This window comes from Dyadobacter sp., from assembly GCF_017744695.1.
Taxonomy (GTDB): domain Bacteria; phylum Bacteroidota; class Bacteroidia; order Cytophagales; family Spirosomataceae; genus Dyadobacter.
This window is the reverse complement of the sequence record NZ_JAGIAS010000002.1, coordinates 1044886-1062380: the sequence shown is the minus strand read 5'-3', so window position 1 is coordinate 1062380 and position 17495 is coordinate 1044886. Positions and strand designations below refer to the sequence as shown.

Below are 17495 nucleotides of genomic sequence, written 5' to 3'. Positions count from 1 at the left end.
ATGTGCCTTGCAGGCGACAAATGATGAGGTTAAGGACATTGCTCCTGGTAATAATTGCTTTCTGTTCCGGATCGGGTTTAACCGCGCAACGACAGCGGCCGCCGGAACGCCGGGCGCCGGATCGCCGGGCGCCGGATCGCCGGGCGCCGGATCGCCGGCCGCCAGCCCATCGGTTGGTCTTTAACAAATTGAATGCGGAAAACGGATTGTCGCAGAACTCGGTGCTGGCCATCGTGCAGGACCCAAAGGGATACATGTGGCTCGGCACCAGCTACGGGCTCAACCGTTTCGATGGGCGTAACTTCAAAATCTATCAGCATGAGCCTTCCGTAAAGGGCAGTTTGAGCGGAAGCTATGTCCTGTCTGCGCTCAGTGATTCGAAACGTACACTGTGGGTCGGTACAAGCCACGGCCTGAACCGCTATTTACCCGAAACGGACACATTCGAGTCCGCGCTGGCGGGGAAACCCATGGAGCCGGGCAGGCTCAGCAATAATACGGTTAACTGCCTATTCCAGGATAGTCGCGGGATCGTATGGGTAGGGACGGGCAATGGCCTGAACGAACTCTATGACCGGAAAAACTTGCGTTTCAGGCATTACTACTCGGGAGGATCCGAGCCTATACTTGCCGGGGACGATATACGTACCCTATTCGAAGACTCCCAGGGGCGCCTCTGGGTGGGTACCACTACGGGATTGACCAGCATCACATTTAGCCCGAAAGAGATGCGTTTTAGGAGTTATGTGGCCGGGATGTCGGCAGGGGAGCCCGCGGTCAACGAGGCTACGGATTACCCGGTCGTCGGAGGGTTAAACGACGGTTTTGTCACTGCCATTGCCGAAGACAAACAACATAACATCTGGATCGGGACGAAGCATGGCGGGCTGAATTTACTGGACAAGACCGCGGGGAGATTCACATATTACCAGAAAGGGGAAGGGGTTAACGGCCTCGTTCACAATAATATCCGCAAAATATTCGCTGATAAGACCGGCAAGCTCTGGATCGCGACGCTGGAAGGGCTTAGCATTCTGGACCCCGCCACGCGCACATTCACTACCTACCAGCACGAGCCGGAGAACCCGACGAGCCTCAGTCAGAACTCGTTGTACGATATTTTTCAGGATATCAACGGCTCGGTGTGGCTGGGTACCTATTACAATGGCGTGAATATTGTGTATTCGCACGAAACGCCATTCAAGGTTTATCAGGCGGGAAAATCGAAATACAGCATTAACCATAATGTCGTGAGCGCCGTCGAGAAGGACCGGGCCGGAAACCTGTGGATCGGTACGGAAGGGGGCGGTTTCGACCACGTCGATGTCCGCACCGGAGCCGTCCGGAATTTCAGGAGCGGAGCGGGCGCGACGGGCATGACGTCGAACCTGGTAAAAGCCATCGTGCAGGACAAAAAGGGCGATTTGTGGATCGGCACGCACCTCGGCGGTTTGAATTATTACGATGCCCAGCGACGCGCATTCCGCGCATTCCAGAACGACCCGGCGCGGTCGGGATCGCTTAGCTCGGATAACGTCAGTGCGGTTTTCGAAGACAGCCGCGGGCGGTTGTGGGTCGGGACGGATCAGAAAGGAGTGGACTTGCTGGACAAGCAAACCGGGGCTTTCCGGCATTTCAATGTTGGCACACCGGCCCCATTTAAGCTCAGCGGAAATTTTATCCGGAATTTTTACGAAGATTCGAAGCATAACCTCTGGATCGGTACCAATGAGGGCGTGAATGTCCTGCGAAGCGATTCGGGCGGTATCGAATGGATCAAACCGCGGGGAGAGACCCCGGAGAAGCGGTTTCCGAAAGTGATCAACTGCGTGTTGGAGGACCGCCGCGGGATCGTCTGGATCGGCTCCTACTACGGTGGGCTTACGCGCTACGATCGCGCCGGCAATACCTTTATCAATTTCACCCGGAAAAACGGTCTGCCGAACGATAATGTGCTGGGAATCCTCGACGACGAGCGGGGAAATCTCTGGATCAGCACTTCCAACGGGCTGTCGCGGTTCGATACGGGCAAGATTAATTTCAAGAATTACACAGTCGCCGACGGACTACCCGGCAATGAATTTATTTCCAATACCCATTACAAAGACGCGTCGGGGGAGATGTTCTTCGGCGGGCTCAACGGGCTGGTCAGTTTTCTGCCTGCCGCGATTGAGACCAATGATTTTGCCGCACCGGTCGTTTTCACAGGCTTGAAACTGTTCAACACATCCGTGCGCATCGGCGGGCCCGACGGGTTGCTTCAAAAGGACATCGGCCTCACCCGTGAAATCACATTCACGCATGCGCAGAACATTTTTACCATCGATTTTGCCCTGCTGAATTATATCAAACCCGAAAAGAATGCCTACGCTTACCGGCTCGACGGCTTTGAAAAGGACTGGAACTATGTGAAGACTTCGTCGGCTACCTACACGAACCTCGCGCCGGGGACCTATACTTTTCTGGTGAAAGGGGCCAATAATGACGGGATATGGAGTAAATCGCCTAGCAGGATCACGATACACGTACTGCCGCCGGTTTGGAAAACCTGGTGGGCTTACGGCCTGTATGTGCTCGCGGCGCTGGCAGTCGTACTTTTTGTAACCCGGTATTTTTATATGACGGCGCTTTTTAAGCGGGAACACGAGCTGCACCAGGTCAAACTGAATTTTTTTACCAATGTCTCGCACGAGATCCGCACCCACCTTACGCTCATACAGGGGCCGGTGGAGGGGCTTATGCTGGCCCGCCAACACGACGAAGAGGTGCAAGCGAACCTATCGCTGGTGCGGAAGAATGCCAACCGCCTGCTGCGGCTGGTCAGCGAGCTCATGGATTTCAGGAAGGCGGAGACCAACCATCTCGCGCTGCATGTGGCGCGCCACGACCTTGTGCCTTTTCTGCGTGGTGTTTTTCAGGATTTCAGCTTCGTTTCGCAGCACCGGAACATCGAATCGGTGTTCGAGTGTGATACCGAAGACATTCCGTTGTACTTCGACGCCGGCCAAATGGAGAAGGTGATTTTCAACCTGCTCAGCAACGCTTACAAGTTTACGCATGACGGCGGGAAGGTTTCGCTGAAAGTCTCGGTACATGACGATCGGGTGAAGATCCGGATCGAAGACGACGGCATCGGCATTGCGCCGCAATACCTGGGCAAACTGTTTGCCAACTTTTTCCAGATTTACGACCACGGCAAGCAGAACACCGGCTACGGAATCGGGCTGGCGCTTTCCAAGAGCATTGTGGAATTGCATCAGGGAGAGCTGACTGTCGAAAGCACCGTAGAGCAGCAGAACCGCAAGGGGAGGACTTGCTTCACGATTCTGATGCGGAAAGGCAATGCACATTTTGCGGCGGAACAACTGGAAACGCAGGTGACCGTTGCGACAGACGATGGTAATTTCCTGGCTGAATCCGACGCGTTACCTGTGCCGGAAACCGATGGGGAAAAACCCGTGATACTGCTCGTGGAAGACAATGAGGAAGTGCGCGCGTTTATCGCCGGTGCGCTGGGCGACCGTTATCGCATTGTTCAGGCTGAAAACGGTGAACAGGGCTGGACGACAGCGACCGAATGCATACCCGAGCTGATCATCAGCGACATCATGATGGCGGAAATGGACGGGCTTGCATTGTGCACGAGATTGAAAACCGACGAACGGACAAGCCATATTCCGGTTGTGCTGCTTACGGCCAAAGCCTCGCTGAACCACCAGCTCAGCGGTTTGAAAACCGGTGCGGATGCTTACATATCGAAGCCATTCAGCATTCAGTTGCTGGAACTGAATGTCAGGAACCTGCTGGCGTCCCGGAAATTAATGCAGCAGAAATACAGCCGGCGGATTACCCTGGATCCGCAGAATGTCGTGATTGAGTCCCTGGACGAGCAGTTCTTGTCCAGGATCGTTGCTATTACCGAGGAGCTGATGGATAATCCGGATTTCGGGGTGGCGATGCTGGCCGAAAAAATCGGGATGAGCCAGTCGGTGCTATACAAAAAGCTTAAAGCTGTGACGGATCTGTCTGTCCATGATTTCCTGAAATCGATCCGCCTGAAAAGGGCGGCGCAACTGTTGCAGTCGCAGAAAATGACCATCTATGAAGTCGCCTATGCCGTAGGATACGACGATCGGAAGTATTTCAGCCGGGAATTCAAGAAGCAGTTCGGGAAAACACCTACTGAATATGCGGTCGGGGCGCAGGGGTAAAATCTGTGAATTAAAGGGGAAAGGGAGGAAAGGAGTAGTCAGGAGTAGTCAGGTGTTGTCACGTGTTGTCACCTGTTGCGCGTGTTGTACAATTACTATTGCTGTTGATTGCATAGAATCACGAAAGACCTCACTACACTTGACAAAACTTGACCAAACCTGACAAAATCTGACCAAACCTGACAAAACCTGACAAAACCTGACAAAAATCTGGCCAAACCCGACCAAACCTCCTGTCCCCCTTCTCCTCCCTTCCCAACAAGTGTAAACACCTGTTTTTGAAAACACGTGTTTGTAGTCGTTTTTGAAGAATTATTTCTACGAATCTTTGTCAGGCAAAAGCTTTTGTACGGTGGAGCTCAGCAACCACTTGAAAAAACGGGCTTACCTGTAAAAGGATCGATTACAGGGACGGATCCTGCCGTCTTACAACAGGGGATTATTCATACGTCACAATGAGCAATTTTCTTGATTTACAAAACGGCTGGTACAATGGTTTGATCCAGGGATTGGGCCAGAGCCAGGACTCTTTTCAGATCATTCAGCCAGCACCTCCGATCGCTAGCGGCACTGCGGCAAACCCGACTTTCTGGGCCTACTACAACAATATCCCTCCCAAAACACTAACCGCCCAGTTTGTTGCCAGCGGTGGTAACCAGTTTTATAACAATTACAGAGGTTTGCTTTCGGCGCTGGTGCCGTCGCGTCAGATTGACGTGAAAGCCGACATCGGAGCGGAAAACTTTGCCGCGTGGCATGCATACGTGCAGACACAGCCTGCACCGAGCATGAATCAAATCCCGACCATGTTCAGAAACTGGGCGATGTTCAATGCGCCGGAGGTGGCCAATATCGGTTCATCCGACTATGCAGCCATTCTGCTCGACCCGATCGCTACGGCCCAGAATGAGCTCACATTAGTGTATACCAACGAAAAGGGCTTGCCGGTAAATTTCGATTGGCAGCTGAATTACGCCGATATGGTAAACCAATTGGCCAGCGCTCCTTCCCGCTCTTTCAATTTCAATAGCGGTACGATGAACAAAAATGTAAGCACTTCATGGGCAGGCGGTTCGACGTCGGGCTTCTTCGGCCTGTGGGGCGGAAGCAGCTCTACCTCAACACTTAGCGAGCAATTCGCTTCCAGCACTGTCAACGTGGATGCCAGTTTTGAACACATCCTGGTGTTTTCCAACACGCCGGGCGCATGGTACTATTCATCGGCGATGGGCCTGGCATATGCCAACCGGACCGGTAACCCATGGAGCGACAAGTCGTCGATCAACTGGAACAATACGTTCGGGACGAACGGTAACTTACAGTATTTCGCCGCGAACGTGATCGTTGCGTCGGGTATGTCCATTACCGTTACCTCGAACGCCAAGTATTCTTCTGAGGATCAGCAGACGATTACTTCCAGCGGTTCGGCGGGTTTCTGGCCGTTCTATTCGGGCGATAGCGGTAGTACTTCCACCAACCGCGTTTCGTTCAACCAGGCAGGCAATATGACCATCACCACCAGTAGCATTCCGGGGGTACCCGTTGTGCTGGGTGTGAACGTATTGTCGGCCGGCGAATTTGTAGGCCACTCTTCGAACCTGGGCATTTCGCTCTTCGAAACGGCCCGGGCTTTTGCTGCCGACAGCCTGGCTGCTGCCTGATGTTTTAACAGGAAGGCTGGTGACACCAGCCTTCTTTCTTCTGCTATTACCGTGTGCCGGGAAACCATCTTTCAGGAAGCAACATGATCACTATCTACGATACGCCCACCGAAGCAATGACAGCCGTTACCGACGGATGGTACAACCGGTTGGCCGCCAGTCTCAATTTATCCGTCCAGCATTTCCAGTTGCTGCAACCGCCGGGGCTACCTGCAAGCGACCAGGGCCTTTGGGATTGTTTCAATGTGGTACCACCCGTGACGCTCAAATACAACCGCTGGTACTATCAGCAGCCGACGTTTTTCAGTCAGTATGCAGCTGTCGTGAATGGGCTCTCGTTCCCGGAAAGCGACTTCGTGAAGGACGTCGGTGCTGATACTTATGTGCAGTGGCAGGCCTATCTGAAAACCATTTCGCCCCCTCCGCCCGCCAACACTTTGCCAACGGTGTGGTTTCAATGGGCGATGGTGAATGCACCTTCCGTGGCCAACATTGGCCGCTCGGATCTGTCGACCCAACTGCTGATCAGCAGCGCGCAGGAGGTACTGAAACCCTATGAGGGCACCGACGCCAGGCCCGCCGATTTCTCACCCTCTTTTTCGGACCTGAAAAATACATTGCAGGCCTCGTCCGGCGCGCGTTTTTCGTTCGACTCGACCCATGACGATCCGGACGTTTCCAATTCCTGGGTGCCGGGCGACGACCCGAATTATTTCGGCATTTGGACGGGCAGTTCGGCCGCGTTTCACATAAGCCGGAAGTTCGCGTCGAGCAAGATTACCGTTTCCGCAGAATTCGACCATTTTGCGACGTTAACCGTCACCCCTGGACAATGGTACAATTCCTCGTTGTTGCACCAGGCCTGGGCATCGCAGTCGACCCCGCCGTGGATAGATAGTTCCGACTGGCAAACCTATTTTGGGCCCGACGGAAGCTTTACCCACGCGGTAGGCTCGTTGGTTGCAGCCGATGGCATTACGCTTACCCTCGACTCGGATGCCGACTTTACTCCGACGGAGCAAACGCTCATCAAAGGGCTTGTAGCAATGGGTGACTGGCCTGTTTACTGCCCCATAGCGTCGTCGGCCGTTTCTAATAGTATCACCACCGGCCCCGGATCGACGACGATACAATTCAAATCTGTGCCCGGCAATCCTGTCGTATTGGGCTTTAATGTTTTTGACATCCGCAGTTACGTCGGGGCGGGTTAAGAAATGGTATATTTTGAAGATTATGAAAAGTCTGTGACCTGCCTGGTTACGGACTTTTTTGTGTTGTAAACAGATTTGTTTTTGTGGATAGAGGAAAGTAGGATATGCGAATTATTCTTAACGATATATAGTACTAATTCTACTTTGTAGGGCATGATCTACGATAACTATTTCTTGTATCGACAAGTCGAAATAATCGGGGGATAGTAGGTTTGTTCTGTTTCAAACTCAACCAAAGTTCCACAAACAAATCACTACATGAAAGCAATTCGACTCTTTTCAGCCCTGGCGATCACCATGACCCTGGCAACTAGCGCTGCCACTTTTGGTCAGGTCAAGATCGGTTCCAATCCGACGACGATCGATCCGAACAACAACCTCGAGGTTGAGAGTACGGACCCTACCAAAAAAATCAGCATTCACAAAACCACCGGCAAACTGACTATCGCCGACGGTTCACAAGGTGATAAAAAGGTACTGACCTCCGACGCGAACGGCGTCGCGACGTGGCAGAGCCAGTCGGACCTTGCCATTCCGGTAACGGCATTCAGCGGGGCCATCACCGGCCTGGCGACGATTCCAACATTCACCACCCATGACCAGATCGACCAGCGGCTTCCGCTCGTGCCTACGCTGGGAGCGGCCAGCTGGGATGCCGGCAACAAGCGGTTTATTGTCCCGGTGGCCGGAACGTACTCGGTACAAGTCGGTTTGTCGTGTATCAGTACCACGGGTGCCGGCGTAACGTTGTGGACGCGGATCTGGGTAGTTTCAGAAAATGGCGGGCCAATCTTTAAAGGTACCAGCCCGATGGGCCTCACCGCCGGTGACTGGCAATCTGTGGTTTATACCGGAAAATTAAATCCTGGCGATGGAATCTCGCTGGAAGGTTACACGATGCAGACCGACGGCAACCCGCCTGTTAACCCTATCTGGACTGGTACCTGTGGGCGTGCATACATGACCGTTACGAAGATCGACTAACAAGCTTACTCAATAGCATACCTTACCCGAGTTTACACGCGGTTGTTCCTGCGACTATCATTTTCAAAAAAACACATTATGAAAACAAAACAATTACTATCCGCTATTTCTTTCGCTGCCGTTACAGCTTTGTCGACGACGACAATGGCACAGGTGAAAATCGGCTCAAATCCTACCACCATTACGCCCGGGGCTAACTTGGATGTGGAAGGCCAAAACAGCACGCACACAGTTGTGCTGCAATCGGGCCACGTCGGTATTAATCATCCAAACCCGCCGACTACATTGCACGTCCAGGCCGTCTCGAACCTGGATCTTCCTTCGGCAGCCAACGTGGTGGCGCGATTCGATCCGTTGGGCGGTTCCAATATCGACTCCGCTGCATCCATTGCGATCAACGCGGGACGCGCCGTGGTGGGGTTTGACATCGACCCAGAGCAGAGCAAGTATGCCTTTTTGCGGTCGAATTCGGCGACCGATCTTCGGTTGCAGGTAATAGATGAAGGCCTGGTTCTTCAGGAGAACGCATTCTTCATGCAAAGTTCGGGCAGTCGCACGGGTTACATTGGTCTTAATACCGAAGCGCCGCAATCACGTCTGGATGTCAGAGGCGACATGAAAGTTATAGCCAACCCCGGCGCTCAAACGGGTAACATCTGGAATGGCACTTCCAATGTCAACGGTTTTGAGGTGCGCAGTACCCCGGCGGGTGACGTTTGGGTGGGAATCCAGCGTTCTGGATCGGTTTCTCCATTGCACGTTTCTAAACCGGCGGGCACTACTACGGGAGAGATGATCAATTTTGCTGTTGGCGGCGTCGGCATGGGTAACATCACCCACTCCGCCGCAGGCATCCAGTACAATACCACTTCCGATGCACGTCTGAAAGAGAATATCCGTACCTCAAAATTCGGCCTGGAAACCTTGAAAGCGGTTAAAGTGTACGACTACAATTTCAAGGCGGATGCTCAAAAAACGCTGTCGACGGGGGTGCTCGCCCAGGAACTGTATAAGATATATCCGCAAGCTGTCCGGGTAGGGGGCGCCGACGCCAAGACCGCACCGTGGGTGGTGGATTACAGCAAGCTTATTCCTATGCTGGTTAAATCGGTACAGGAGCTTAACGAGGAAGTAGAACTGCTGAGAAAAGAAAAGGCACAGCTAAGCGCAGAGCTGAAACTGAAAGAAGCGGCTTATACGGAGCTCGACAGCCGGGTAACCCGGGTAGAGAAGATGCTTAATGCCGGTGAGGAACAAGCAAAATCCGTGAGCCGGTAGGTACATCAATCATTTTCGGGCATGTCGCAATGCCGCGAGCATTGCCAAAATGCCTGTCATTTAACCAACGCGAAACAATGAAAGGACTTTATAACAGTTCATCCGGAAGCGGATGGCGCAATGTGGCGGTTTCGGCCGCATTGCTTCTAGTCGGGCACCTGGCCCAGGCCCAGGAGGGCAGCCAGGGTAATACCACGATTTTCGGGGGTGCCCAGATGACGTTTTTCAGTAACCACAACTTTGTGACCGGGGGCGGCGGCGCCCAGCCGGGCGTAATCCTGACGGAACGCGCAGCAGGGAATTTCGGCGTGCTTAACTTCTCGGGCGATAACCTTACTTCAACAGGCGCGTCCGATGCGGGCTATGTGGATGGCTACGTGCGTAAATACGGGGCAGGTGCATTTATCTTTCCTGTGGGCGACAATGGCGCTCTTGGCCAGTTTGGTGCTTCGGCCGACGGGGTTATGGGCGCTTACTTTCACGCCGACGCCAATACGGCCGTCACCAGCAACCTTTTTACCGGCTCCAACTATGCCCCGCTGCCAAACGGCGGCCCTTTTCCGACCAGCAGCATGGGGACCAATGTGGAAGTGGTGAGCACGGTCGAGTACTGGGATATCGACGGGGCAAATGCGACGCCGCTGACATTGACCTGGGACGCGGGAAGCGCGATCGGAACGTTGACCAGCAGCCAGCTCAACAAGCTGTCGATCGTAGGATGGGACGGGACCCAATGGGTTGCCATTCCTTCCAAAGTGGATGTTACCTCCATATTGGGCGGTACCAGTGACCTGGCGGCGGGTTCGATCACCACCATTTCACCACTGGCACCGGATACTTACACCGCTTACACTTTCGCTTCGCTGACGTTGCCGTTGCCGGTGACGCTGACCCGCTTTGCGGCCGTCGCCGAGGGGAAAACAGCGCTGCTGTCCTGGGCTACCACCGAGGAAACCAACAGCGACCGGTTCGAAGTAGAGCGCAGCGCCGACGGTAAAAAGTGGGCGATGATCGGTTCCGTGGCTTCAACGGGCGAAAGCAAGGTGCTCGTGAACTATACCTACACGGACAATGCCCCGCTGTCGGGAGAGAACCTTTACCGCCTGAAAATGGTGGACAAGGACGATACCTACGCGTATAGCGCGATCCGTAACGTGCAGATCAAGGGCGAGACGGTCCGGCCTTATCCTAACCCGGTATCGGACAAATTGCGGATCGACAGTTATGCGAACGTAAAGGAAGTATCGGTCAAAAATATCTCGGGACAGAACCTGATGCGGGTTCAAAAGGTGTCAAACGAGGGAATCGATGTCAGCAAATTAACGCCTGGCATCTATATCGTATCCCTGACCCTGTTTGACGGCACTATCAGCACACACAAAGTAGCCGTTACCAGGTAAGGCAATGATTATCCGGCTTCTCCCGGGCCTGCTTGTGAGGCCCGGGAGAGTAATCTGCACCCATTAAAAAGAATAACCTCGCGTCAACAACATGGCGATATTGATCGTTACGGATAACCCCACTCTGAACATCGGCTTACGCACCATTATCATCGGTGAATTTCCTGATATTACTATCTTTGAAGCGGAAACGCTCCAAAAAACACTCGCATTAAACTTTGGCCAGCCCGTGAACATCGTGGTACTCGACGCCGGTGTTGCCGACGGAAAGAATATCGCTTTGCTCGATACATTTAAGAGGGCCTATCCGCAGGCAGCGGTGGTCGTGTATCTGGGTGATGAATTTGAGTATATTTATGCATTCGCGAAGGCAGGTATTACGGCGCTGATTTCCAGAAAGTCCGACGCAGTAGAGGTTGCCGAAGCATTGCACCGCGCCCACAAACGGCTGCGGTTTGTCAGTTTTGATATTCAGCAAATACTCCTTTCGGACATTGCTGCCGGCCCGAAAGTCGCCGGAAAAGCAAAACACTGATTCGGTAAAATTTGACAGGTTGATTTGCGAATTATTACTACAATTATACATTACTTTGCCCGAAAATCCACTAATTACGCTTAGCCCATGAACATTCTTGTCGTTGAAGATCATTTTCTGGTTCGGATGAGTATGAAGATTGTGTTGCAGGAACTTTACAGCCAGGCCAATATCGATGAATCGGATAGTTTCGATCACGCTATTGCCCGCATGCGAGGCAATCCGTATGAGCTGATCCTGCTTGACATCGAACTTCCCGGCGGACAGGGGACCGGCATGATCAGCAGAATCCGGCAGTTCCAGCCCGATACGCCCATTCTGGTGTGTTCAGCGGCCGATGAGCAGCAGAATGCGCTGGCATTCATCGCTGCCGGCGCCAACGGGTTCCTTTCCAAAACCGCGGAAAAGAGCGAGACGATCAAAGCCATTTTGACGGTGGTTAAAAAGAGCCGCTATGTGAGCCAGGCAGTGCAGGAGCGATTGCTGGACGTGGCGACGTATGGCAAGCAAAAACGGACGCGCCCATTCGGGATCAAAAGTCTTTCGGGGCGCGAAAGGGAGATTACCGAAATGCTCATCGCCGGCAAATGGGTAAAGGAAATAGCCGCCCATCTCGACATTCAATCCAATACCGTCAGCACTTACAAAGCAAGGATCTTCGAAAAACTGGGCGTCGATAATGTCATCGACCTCGCCGCCAAGCTCAGGCAGCCGGAAATTCCTGAAAAGCCCTGAGGTCAGGCGTCCTGAGGTCAGGCATCCTGTGAAAATGCGCGGAACGTAAGGGTAACCCTCGTGCCGGGATCGAGCCGTTCCATTTCAATGCGATCGGTTACGGACGGCGCCAGTTCTTTGATCATCACCAGCCCGATCCCCGTCTGCGGCGATGAGGGCGGCAATGCTTTGTCTTCCATAAACCAGGCCAGCAGCTCCCGGGAGATCCCTCGCCCGGTATCTTCGATAATCAGTTGCAACCGGTTGTCGTCATATGCGGTGTAAGCCCTGATCTCGCCATTGTCGGTGTACTTGTTGGCATTGTCGATGAGGTTATGAATCACGATTTTAAGCAGTTGCTGGTGGGTTTCGATAAACGTATCGACGGGTATCAGATTCCGGAAGGTATTGGAATTGATTTTTGTGTTTTTACCGTAGAGTTGCATATTTTCTTCCAGCAACTCGTGCAGCGCCACCGTCTCACTCTTTGGCTCGTGTTTGTACACCTGGATTTTTACATAGGCCAGCAGATCTTCCAGTGAGCCTTTCACCATGCGCAATGCGTCTTCAATGTTTTTGCCGAAAAGCGACACCATGTCGAACTGTTGCCGTTCGATCATTTTCTGCATTTCGCCGGCCACGATAATGGCCGCCCCGAGCGGGGAGCGTACGTCGTGCGCGATGGAAGCCATCAGGCGCGATTGCAGGTGCATCTGGTCCAGCAGTTCGTTTTGGGAACTTTCCAGGTCGCGCAGCGTGCCCTGCAACTGGCTGGTACGCTCGCTGATCTGAAGTTCGAGGAGCCGGCTCCTTCGCTGTACGGACCGTATCCGGTATTTGAGGTAGAAAAATGTTGCCAGAAATGCTGCGATCAGGATCGACAGGTAAAACCACCACGTCTCATACCAGAATGGGGGTACGTCGATGTCGAGGGTTTCGTAGCCGTAGTTACCGATGCCGAAACCATTCATTTTCCGGACATACAGGGTGTAATGTCCTTTTCCGAGCGTGGAAATGTTGATCGTCGCTTTATTGGCAACGGGAGCATCGATGCCCAGCCAGTCTGCGGCACCGGGCGTGCTGCCGCGCTCCGCGAGGGCATAGGAGAATTCGACATTGTAATCATTTCCGAAAAACGGCGTATTGACCTCAATTTTCAGCTGTTTTTGACTTTGCAGGAAGGAAATGTGCTTCTGAGGGGTAATCAGGGTTTTCTGATCGATCTCGATCCGGTCGATCACAATTTTCTTATCAGGCATTTCCGCCGGTATTTGTTCAGGCTTGAACCACACCAGTCCGTTAATAGAGGGCAGCGACACGATTCCGGAAGGCAGCCGGACGGCGCAGGGTTCACACCCTCCATTGAATTCGTTGCTGTTGAACCCGTCGGTTTTCGAATAGTGGTGATAATAGAGCTCAGCGGGTTTGTCGGCATAATCCCACAAGTCTTTTTTCAATACCTGAAACAACCCCCGGTTGGTGGGAATCCAGAAAAAACCGTTCCTGTCTTCGACGATGCAGTGTGCATTGGCCAGATAGCCCTTGCGGTCGAGTGGAAAGTGGGTCAGTTTTCCATCTCTGAGAAGAAAAAAACCATCTTTATAGGTCGTTATCCAAAGATCGGTATTGTTGGGGGAGGTGTACAGACTCCTGATGTAGATGCCTTCCAATCCCTTAACTTCCGAGACTTGCTTCGTTTTCCGTGCGACCCTGAACAGGCCCTGGCCGGTGCCGACCCAGATCGTTCCGGCCGGTTGTTCCACCACCCATGATATGTTGGTGAAGGGGCCTTGGAGGAACAAAGTAGGCTGGCTGTTGGCATTGACAGGCGCATTGATGAAAAAAAGGCCTTTCGTGCGGGTAGCAATCCAGATAGTCCGGTCCGGTCCCTGGTAGAGCTGGGAGATTTCCGAGGGTAATGTCCAGGAAAATTTAATCGCAGACGCGTCCGGTTCAAGCATCATCAGCGTCGTGGCACGTTTGCACCAAATGAAGCCGTTCTGGTCTTTCAGAATACTGGTTTTGTCCCAGAATACGCTGCTAGTGATCAGCGGGACCTGCCTGCTGGTGACATTTCCGGACGGGTCGGCGGTGTACGCGATGCCCTGGTTCGATAGAATGGTGTTTTTGTCGAGCAGCGTTTGCCCGTAGTAAACCTGGTCGGTGCCGGGGTAGGGCGATGCGTGCGTGCTGAACTTTTCGCGGGTAAGCACAAAAAGACCGCTGAGCTGGCTGCCTATGAAGATACGCTGGGCCTTGAAGTCGTAATAAATTGCATTTATCTGCTCTTTTCCGAAATCAAACCCGGTCAGGATCAGTTCGGAGTTTAAATCCCCATTCCGCTCGGGCGTCAGCCGATAAAGAGATGGTCCCACGCGAATAAACGTTTGTTCCGTCGCATTGTTCCAGTACATGTCGTATTTCCCCTGCCAGAACAGTGCCTCATTGGCCAATGCGCCTTTTAAAATGGCTGGCCGGGACCTGAATGGTGTCGAGTCGAGGGCGAACCGGTTGAGCTTGCCGTTTTTGAGGTGGTAAAGGCTGTTCCCGGTCCGGAAGAAGTGCCAAGGTACGTCATCGGCCCAGCCTATCCTCCCTACACGTTTTTTCTGCCTGTAATATTCGAGTGTAGTGCCGTTGAAAACAAAAAAGCGATCGTCGCCGACCGGATACACGGCGTAGTTGGGGTACGGGTTGCCGTAATACAATCTCGGGTGACGCTCCATGATGTGCCCCTGGTGTTTCCGCGGATAGAGGAATGGTTGCTGCCTGACGTATTGATGCAGCGTGGTGTCGAGCACAGCCTTGCCCTGATATACATGAATGAACTCCCAGTCGTCGTTCAGCGCGAAAAAGCCGACGGGTTTCGGGCGCGGGTCGATATGGAACGACGCTATAATTGCAGCGGAATAGGTTTTGCCAAAATCGTCGAAAATCTTGAAATTTTTGCCGTCAAATCGGGCAAGGCCCCGCTGGGTCGAGAGCCACATATAGCCCAGTTCGTCCTGCGCGATGGCATACACGCTGTTTTGGGGCAGACCGTCCTCGTCGGTGAAGTGTTCAATGCGGAACTCCTGTAACTCCGGTCGTCGCGTATTTTGAGACCAGGTACAGAGCGGATTGCAGAACGAGAAAAACAATAAAAGATAAAAAGGACGGGTGCTTTTATTCACTGGTAAGACTAATGCGTACGGAATGATCGACAAGATAGAAATTATTCTACATATTTCGATGAAATATCCATAAGGTAGTCGCTCGTTTGTAGAGAGGGGCCCCTAAACAAAAAATCCTCCCGGAAGGAGGATTTTTTGTTTGCCAGGTCAAGCGACTGATCAGGCTAATGTAACGTTGACAGCATTGAGTCCTTTCCGGCCGTTCTCCACTTCGTAAGTCACTAGATCGTTTTCACGAACGTTATCTTTCAGGCCTGATGTGTGTACAAAAATGTCATTTCCCCCATCTTCAGGAGTAATGAAACCGAAACCTTTCGTTTCATTAAAAAACTTAACCCTTCCCTTGTTCATACTTTTACTTTTTTGTTAAGCTTCAAAGGTAAAATAAAATTTCGACGTTGTAACGTAAATATGATTTTTGTAAAATTAATGACGGACGGCGGCCAGCCTTTCGTATCGCTCGTCATACAGTTCTCCTGAAAGCCAGTCTCTTGTTATGTATTTAAAGAATAGCATCGGCGGCTCGTGCTGGTCGATCGCCGCCTGAAAGCAGGCAATTGCTGTCTCCGTTTCGCCGATCGAAGCGTTTACAATGCCCAAATCGTATTGCGCCACGACGCTGGTTTGTTGGAGTGTCTTCATTTGGGTGAGAATATCCCTGGCGCTTTCAATTTCGCCCGACAACCCGAAAAGTACACCGCAAGCACTGAGTGTAATGCCGTTGTAATTGATTTCCAATGCTGCTTCAAGCGCCTCCTGGGCCTCCGGATATTGTTTCAGGGTGATGAGGTTCAGGCCGGTGATCATATGGCCGCCCCAGAACGACGGATCCAACGCCACCAGTTTACGTCCTTGTCCGACAGCCAGGTCGAACCGCGCCGAGATCCAGTACACATAGGCCGCATAGAAATTGTTGATCAGCGAGAATGGTTCAAGGGCAAGGGCCTGGGCCGCTTCTTCCTCGGCTTCGGCAGGGCGGTCGGTGAGGGCCAGGTACAATGCGTACTGCGCATGCAGGTCGGCCGTATTCCAGTTCAGCTCCAATGCCTTTTTGAACGATGCGGAAGCGGCGCTGAAATCCCACTCGTACAGCATTTGCATGCGTGCGAGCGCGAGGTAACTTTCCGCGATGGCATCGTCCAGGGCGAGTGCCTGTTCGGTAGCCTCCTTCATCAGCGGCAGGGCCTTTGCGGCCGGCATATGGCGGTAAAACCACATGTTCAGGTAGCAGGAAGCGATGCCGGAATAGGCTATCGCATAAGCGGGATCGATTTTCAGCGCTTCCCGGAAATATCCGATGGCTTTGAGGTAATCATCGCTTCCGCCGAATTTATTGTGGTAAAACCGGGCCCGGAGGTAAAGCTGGTAAGCCTCCTTGTTGTGGGTATAGCGTTTAAATGCGAGTGCGGGTTCTTCGCCCAGTAACCTGATCTTTACCGCGTCCAGTATCGCTTGCGCGATCTCTTCCTGCACATCGAATATGTCCTCCAACTCCCGGTCGTACTTTTCCGACCACAGGATGGTACCGTCTCCGGTGTTGACCAGCGTGGCGGCGATGTGCAGCTGGTCTGCCGATGTCCGCAGGCTGCCTTCGAGGATATGGCCTACTTGCAGTTGCTCTCCGATCCATTGCGGGTCATATTTTTTGCCTTTGAATGTGAAAGACGATGTCCGGCCGGCGACTTGCAAGCCAGGCACGCGGCTCAGCACATTGATAATTTCCTCCGTGACGCCGTCGCTGAAATACTCTTCTTCGGGGTCGCTGCTCAGGTTTGTAAATGGGAGAACAGCGATGGTTACGGGTGCGGACGACAGGTTTTCAGGCAACATAAATCATTATTTGAAGATAGGTGCCGTCACGCCCAGGACTACCGAGGCGCCACGATTGTGAATTTTGAGATCATCGGCAATTAACAAAAAAACTTAAGGTAACCGTAGGCAATTCAGGTTTATTATGCCACCACGCCTTTGCGGTAGAGCATCCCCCAGCCGGCGATTTCGTTGATGATCGGTTCCACGGAGCGGCCGTATTCGGTGAGCTCATATTCGACCGTTACCGGCTTGGTATCGAGCACCCGGCGGGTGATGAGCCGGTTCATCTCCATGTCGTGCAGTTCTTTGGAAAGCATTTTCGCGGCAATGCCATCCACTTCGCGCAACAGGTCCATAAAGCGCATTTTATCATTGAGCAGGAGCGTCCCCAATATATGGAACTTCCATTTTCCCGAAAGGATCTCCATCGCATCCTTGATCGCGAGTATCTTTTTCCTGCATTGCGGCGAGGTGTTGCACGAAGCCTGTTTTTTCATTCCGGTGACTGAGCTGTTG

The 17495-nt window shown here is 52.7% G+C and carries 12 protein-coding genes; 8 read left to right on the top strand and 4 right to left on the bottom strand.

What is annotated here, in order from left to right; genetic code table 11:
• Positions 1 to 188: 188 nt before the first annotated feature.
• From J7619_RS11810 to J7619_RS11775, 8 genes are all read left to right on the top strand, one after another.
• Positions 189 to 4211, top strand: a complete 4023-nt coding sequence (locus J7619_RS11810) for a two-component regulator propeller domain-containing protein (RefSeq protein WP_291198209.1) — start codon at positions 189 to 191, stop codon at positions 4209 to 4211.
• A gap of 455 nt (positions 4212 to 4666) precedes the next feature.
• Positions 4667 to 5872: a hypothetical protein gene (locus J7619_RS11805; RefSeq protein WP_291198207.1), complete on the top strand. Its 1206-nt coding sequence runs from the start codon at positions 4667 to 4669 to the stop codon at positions 5870 to 5872.
• Positions 5873 to 5955: 83 nt separating this feature from the next.
• Entirely contained in the window at positions 5956 to 7083 is a 1128-nt protein-coding gene (locus J7619_RS11800) for a hypothetical protein (RefSeq protein ID WP_291198205.1), read from the top strand.
• A gap of 258 nt (positions 7084 to 7341) precedes the next feature.
• Positions 7342 to 8067: a hypothetical protein gene (locus tag J7619_RS11795; RefSeq protein WP_291198203.1), complete on the top strand. Its 726-nt coding sequence runs from the start codon at positions 7342 to 7344 to the stop codon at positions 8065 to 8067.
• A gap of 78 nt (positions 8068 to 8145) precedes the next feature.
• Positions 8146 to 9345: a tail fiber domain-containing protein gene (locus J7619_RS11790; RefSeq protein WP_291198201.1), complete on the top strand. Its 1200-nt coding sequence runs from the start codon at positions 8146 to 8148 to the stop codon at positions 9343 to 9345.
• A gap of 77 nt (positions 9346 to 9422) precedes the next feature.
• Positions 9423 to 10745: a T9SS type A sorting domain-containing protein gene (locus J7619_RS11785; RefSeq protein WP_291198199.1), complete on the top strand. Its 1323-nt coding sequence runs from the start codon at positions 9423 to 9425 to the stop codon at positions 10743 to 10745.
• A 91-nt stretch (positions 10746 to 10836) separates the two neighbouring features.
• On the top strand, positions 10837 to 11280 hold the full coding sequence (locus tag J7619_RS11780; RefSeq protein ID WP_291198197.1) for a hypothetical protein: 444 nt from the start codon (positions 10837 to 10839) through the stop codon (positions 11278 to 11280).
• 87 nt (positions 11281 to 11367) lie between these two features.
• Positions 11368 to 12015, top strand: coding sequence for a response regulator transcription factor (locus J7619_RS11775; RefSeq protein WP_291198195.1), 648 nt, complete (start codon positions 11368 to 11370; stop codon positions 12013 to 12015).
• 17 nt (positions 12016 to 12032) lie between these two features.
• On the opposite strand, the gene J7619_RS11770 is transcribed toward J7619_RS11775, so the two are convergent.
• From J7619_RS11770 to J7619_RS11755, 4 genes are all read right to left on the bottom strand, one after another.
• A complete protein-coding gene (locus J7619_RS11770) occupies positions 12033 to 15167 on the bottom strand; it encodes a two-component regulator propeller domain-containing protein (protein WP_291198193.1) in 3135 nt (1044 codons plus the stop codon).
• Between the two features lie 159 nt (positions 15168 to 15326).
• Positions 15327 to 15518 (bottom strand): cold-shock protein, encoded by a 192-nt coding sequence (locus tag J7619_RS11765; protein ID WP_106593716.1) that lies wholly within the window; start codon positions 15516 to 15518, stop codon positions 15327 to 15329.
• Positions 15519 to 15593: 75 nt separating this feature from the next.
• The gene (locus J7619_RS11760) at positions 15594 to 16997 is read right to left on the bottom strand and encodes an AraC family transcriptional regulator (RefSeq protein WP_291198187.1); all 1404 of its coding nucleotides are present in this window, start codon (positions 16995 to 16997) and stop codon (positions 15594 to 15596) included.
• 122 nt (positions 16998 to 17119) lie between these two features.
• A complete protein-coding gene (locus J7619_RS11755) occupies positions 17120 to 17476 on the bottom strand; it encodes a helix-turn-helix domain-containing protein (RefSeq protein WP_291198185.1) in 357 nt (118 codons plus the stop codon).
• Positions 17477 to 17495 lie beyond the last annotated feature (19 nt).

Coding starts and splice junctions, on each gene's coding strand:
- J7619_RS11780 (WP_291198197.1), top strand. CDS start 10,837: ATGGCGATATTGATCGTTACGGATAACCCCACTCTGAACATCGGCTTA.
- J7619_RS11790 (WP_291198201.1), top strand. CDS start 8,146: ATGAAAACAAAACAATTACTATCCGCTATTTCTTTCGCTGCCGTTACA.
- J7619_RS11785 (WP_291198199.1), top strand. CDS start 9,423: ATGAAAGGACTTTATAACAGTTCATCCGGAAGCGGATGGCGCAATGTG.
- J7619_RS11800 (WP_291198205.1), top strand. CDS start 5,956: ATGATCACTATCTACGATACGCCCACCGAAGCAATGACAGCCGTTACC.
- J7619_RS11805 (WP_291198207.1), top strand. CDS start 4,667: ATGAGCAATTTTCTTGATTTACAAAACGGCTGGTACAATGGTTTGATC.
- J7619_RS11765 (WP_106593716.1), bottom strand. CDS start 15,518: ATGAACAAGGGAAGGGTTAAGTTTTTTAATGAAACGAAAGGTTTCGGT.
- J7619_RS11760 (WP_291198187.1), bottom strand. CDS start 16,997: ATGTTGCCTGAAAACCTGTCGTCCGCACCCGTAACCATCGCTGTTCTC.
- J7619_RS11795 (WP_291198203.1), top strand. CDS start 7,342: ATGAAAGCAATTCGACTCTTTTCAGCCCTGGCGATCACCATGACCCTG.
- J7619_RS11775 (WP_291198195.1), top strand. CDS start 11,368: ATGAACATTCTTGTCGTTGAAGATCATTTTCTGGTTCGGATGAGTATG.
- J7619_RS11755 (WP_291198185.1), bottom strand. CDS start 17,476: ATGAAAAAACAGGCTTCGTGCAACACCTCGCCGCAATGCAGGAAAAAG.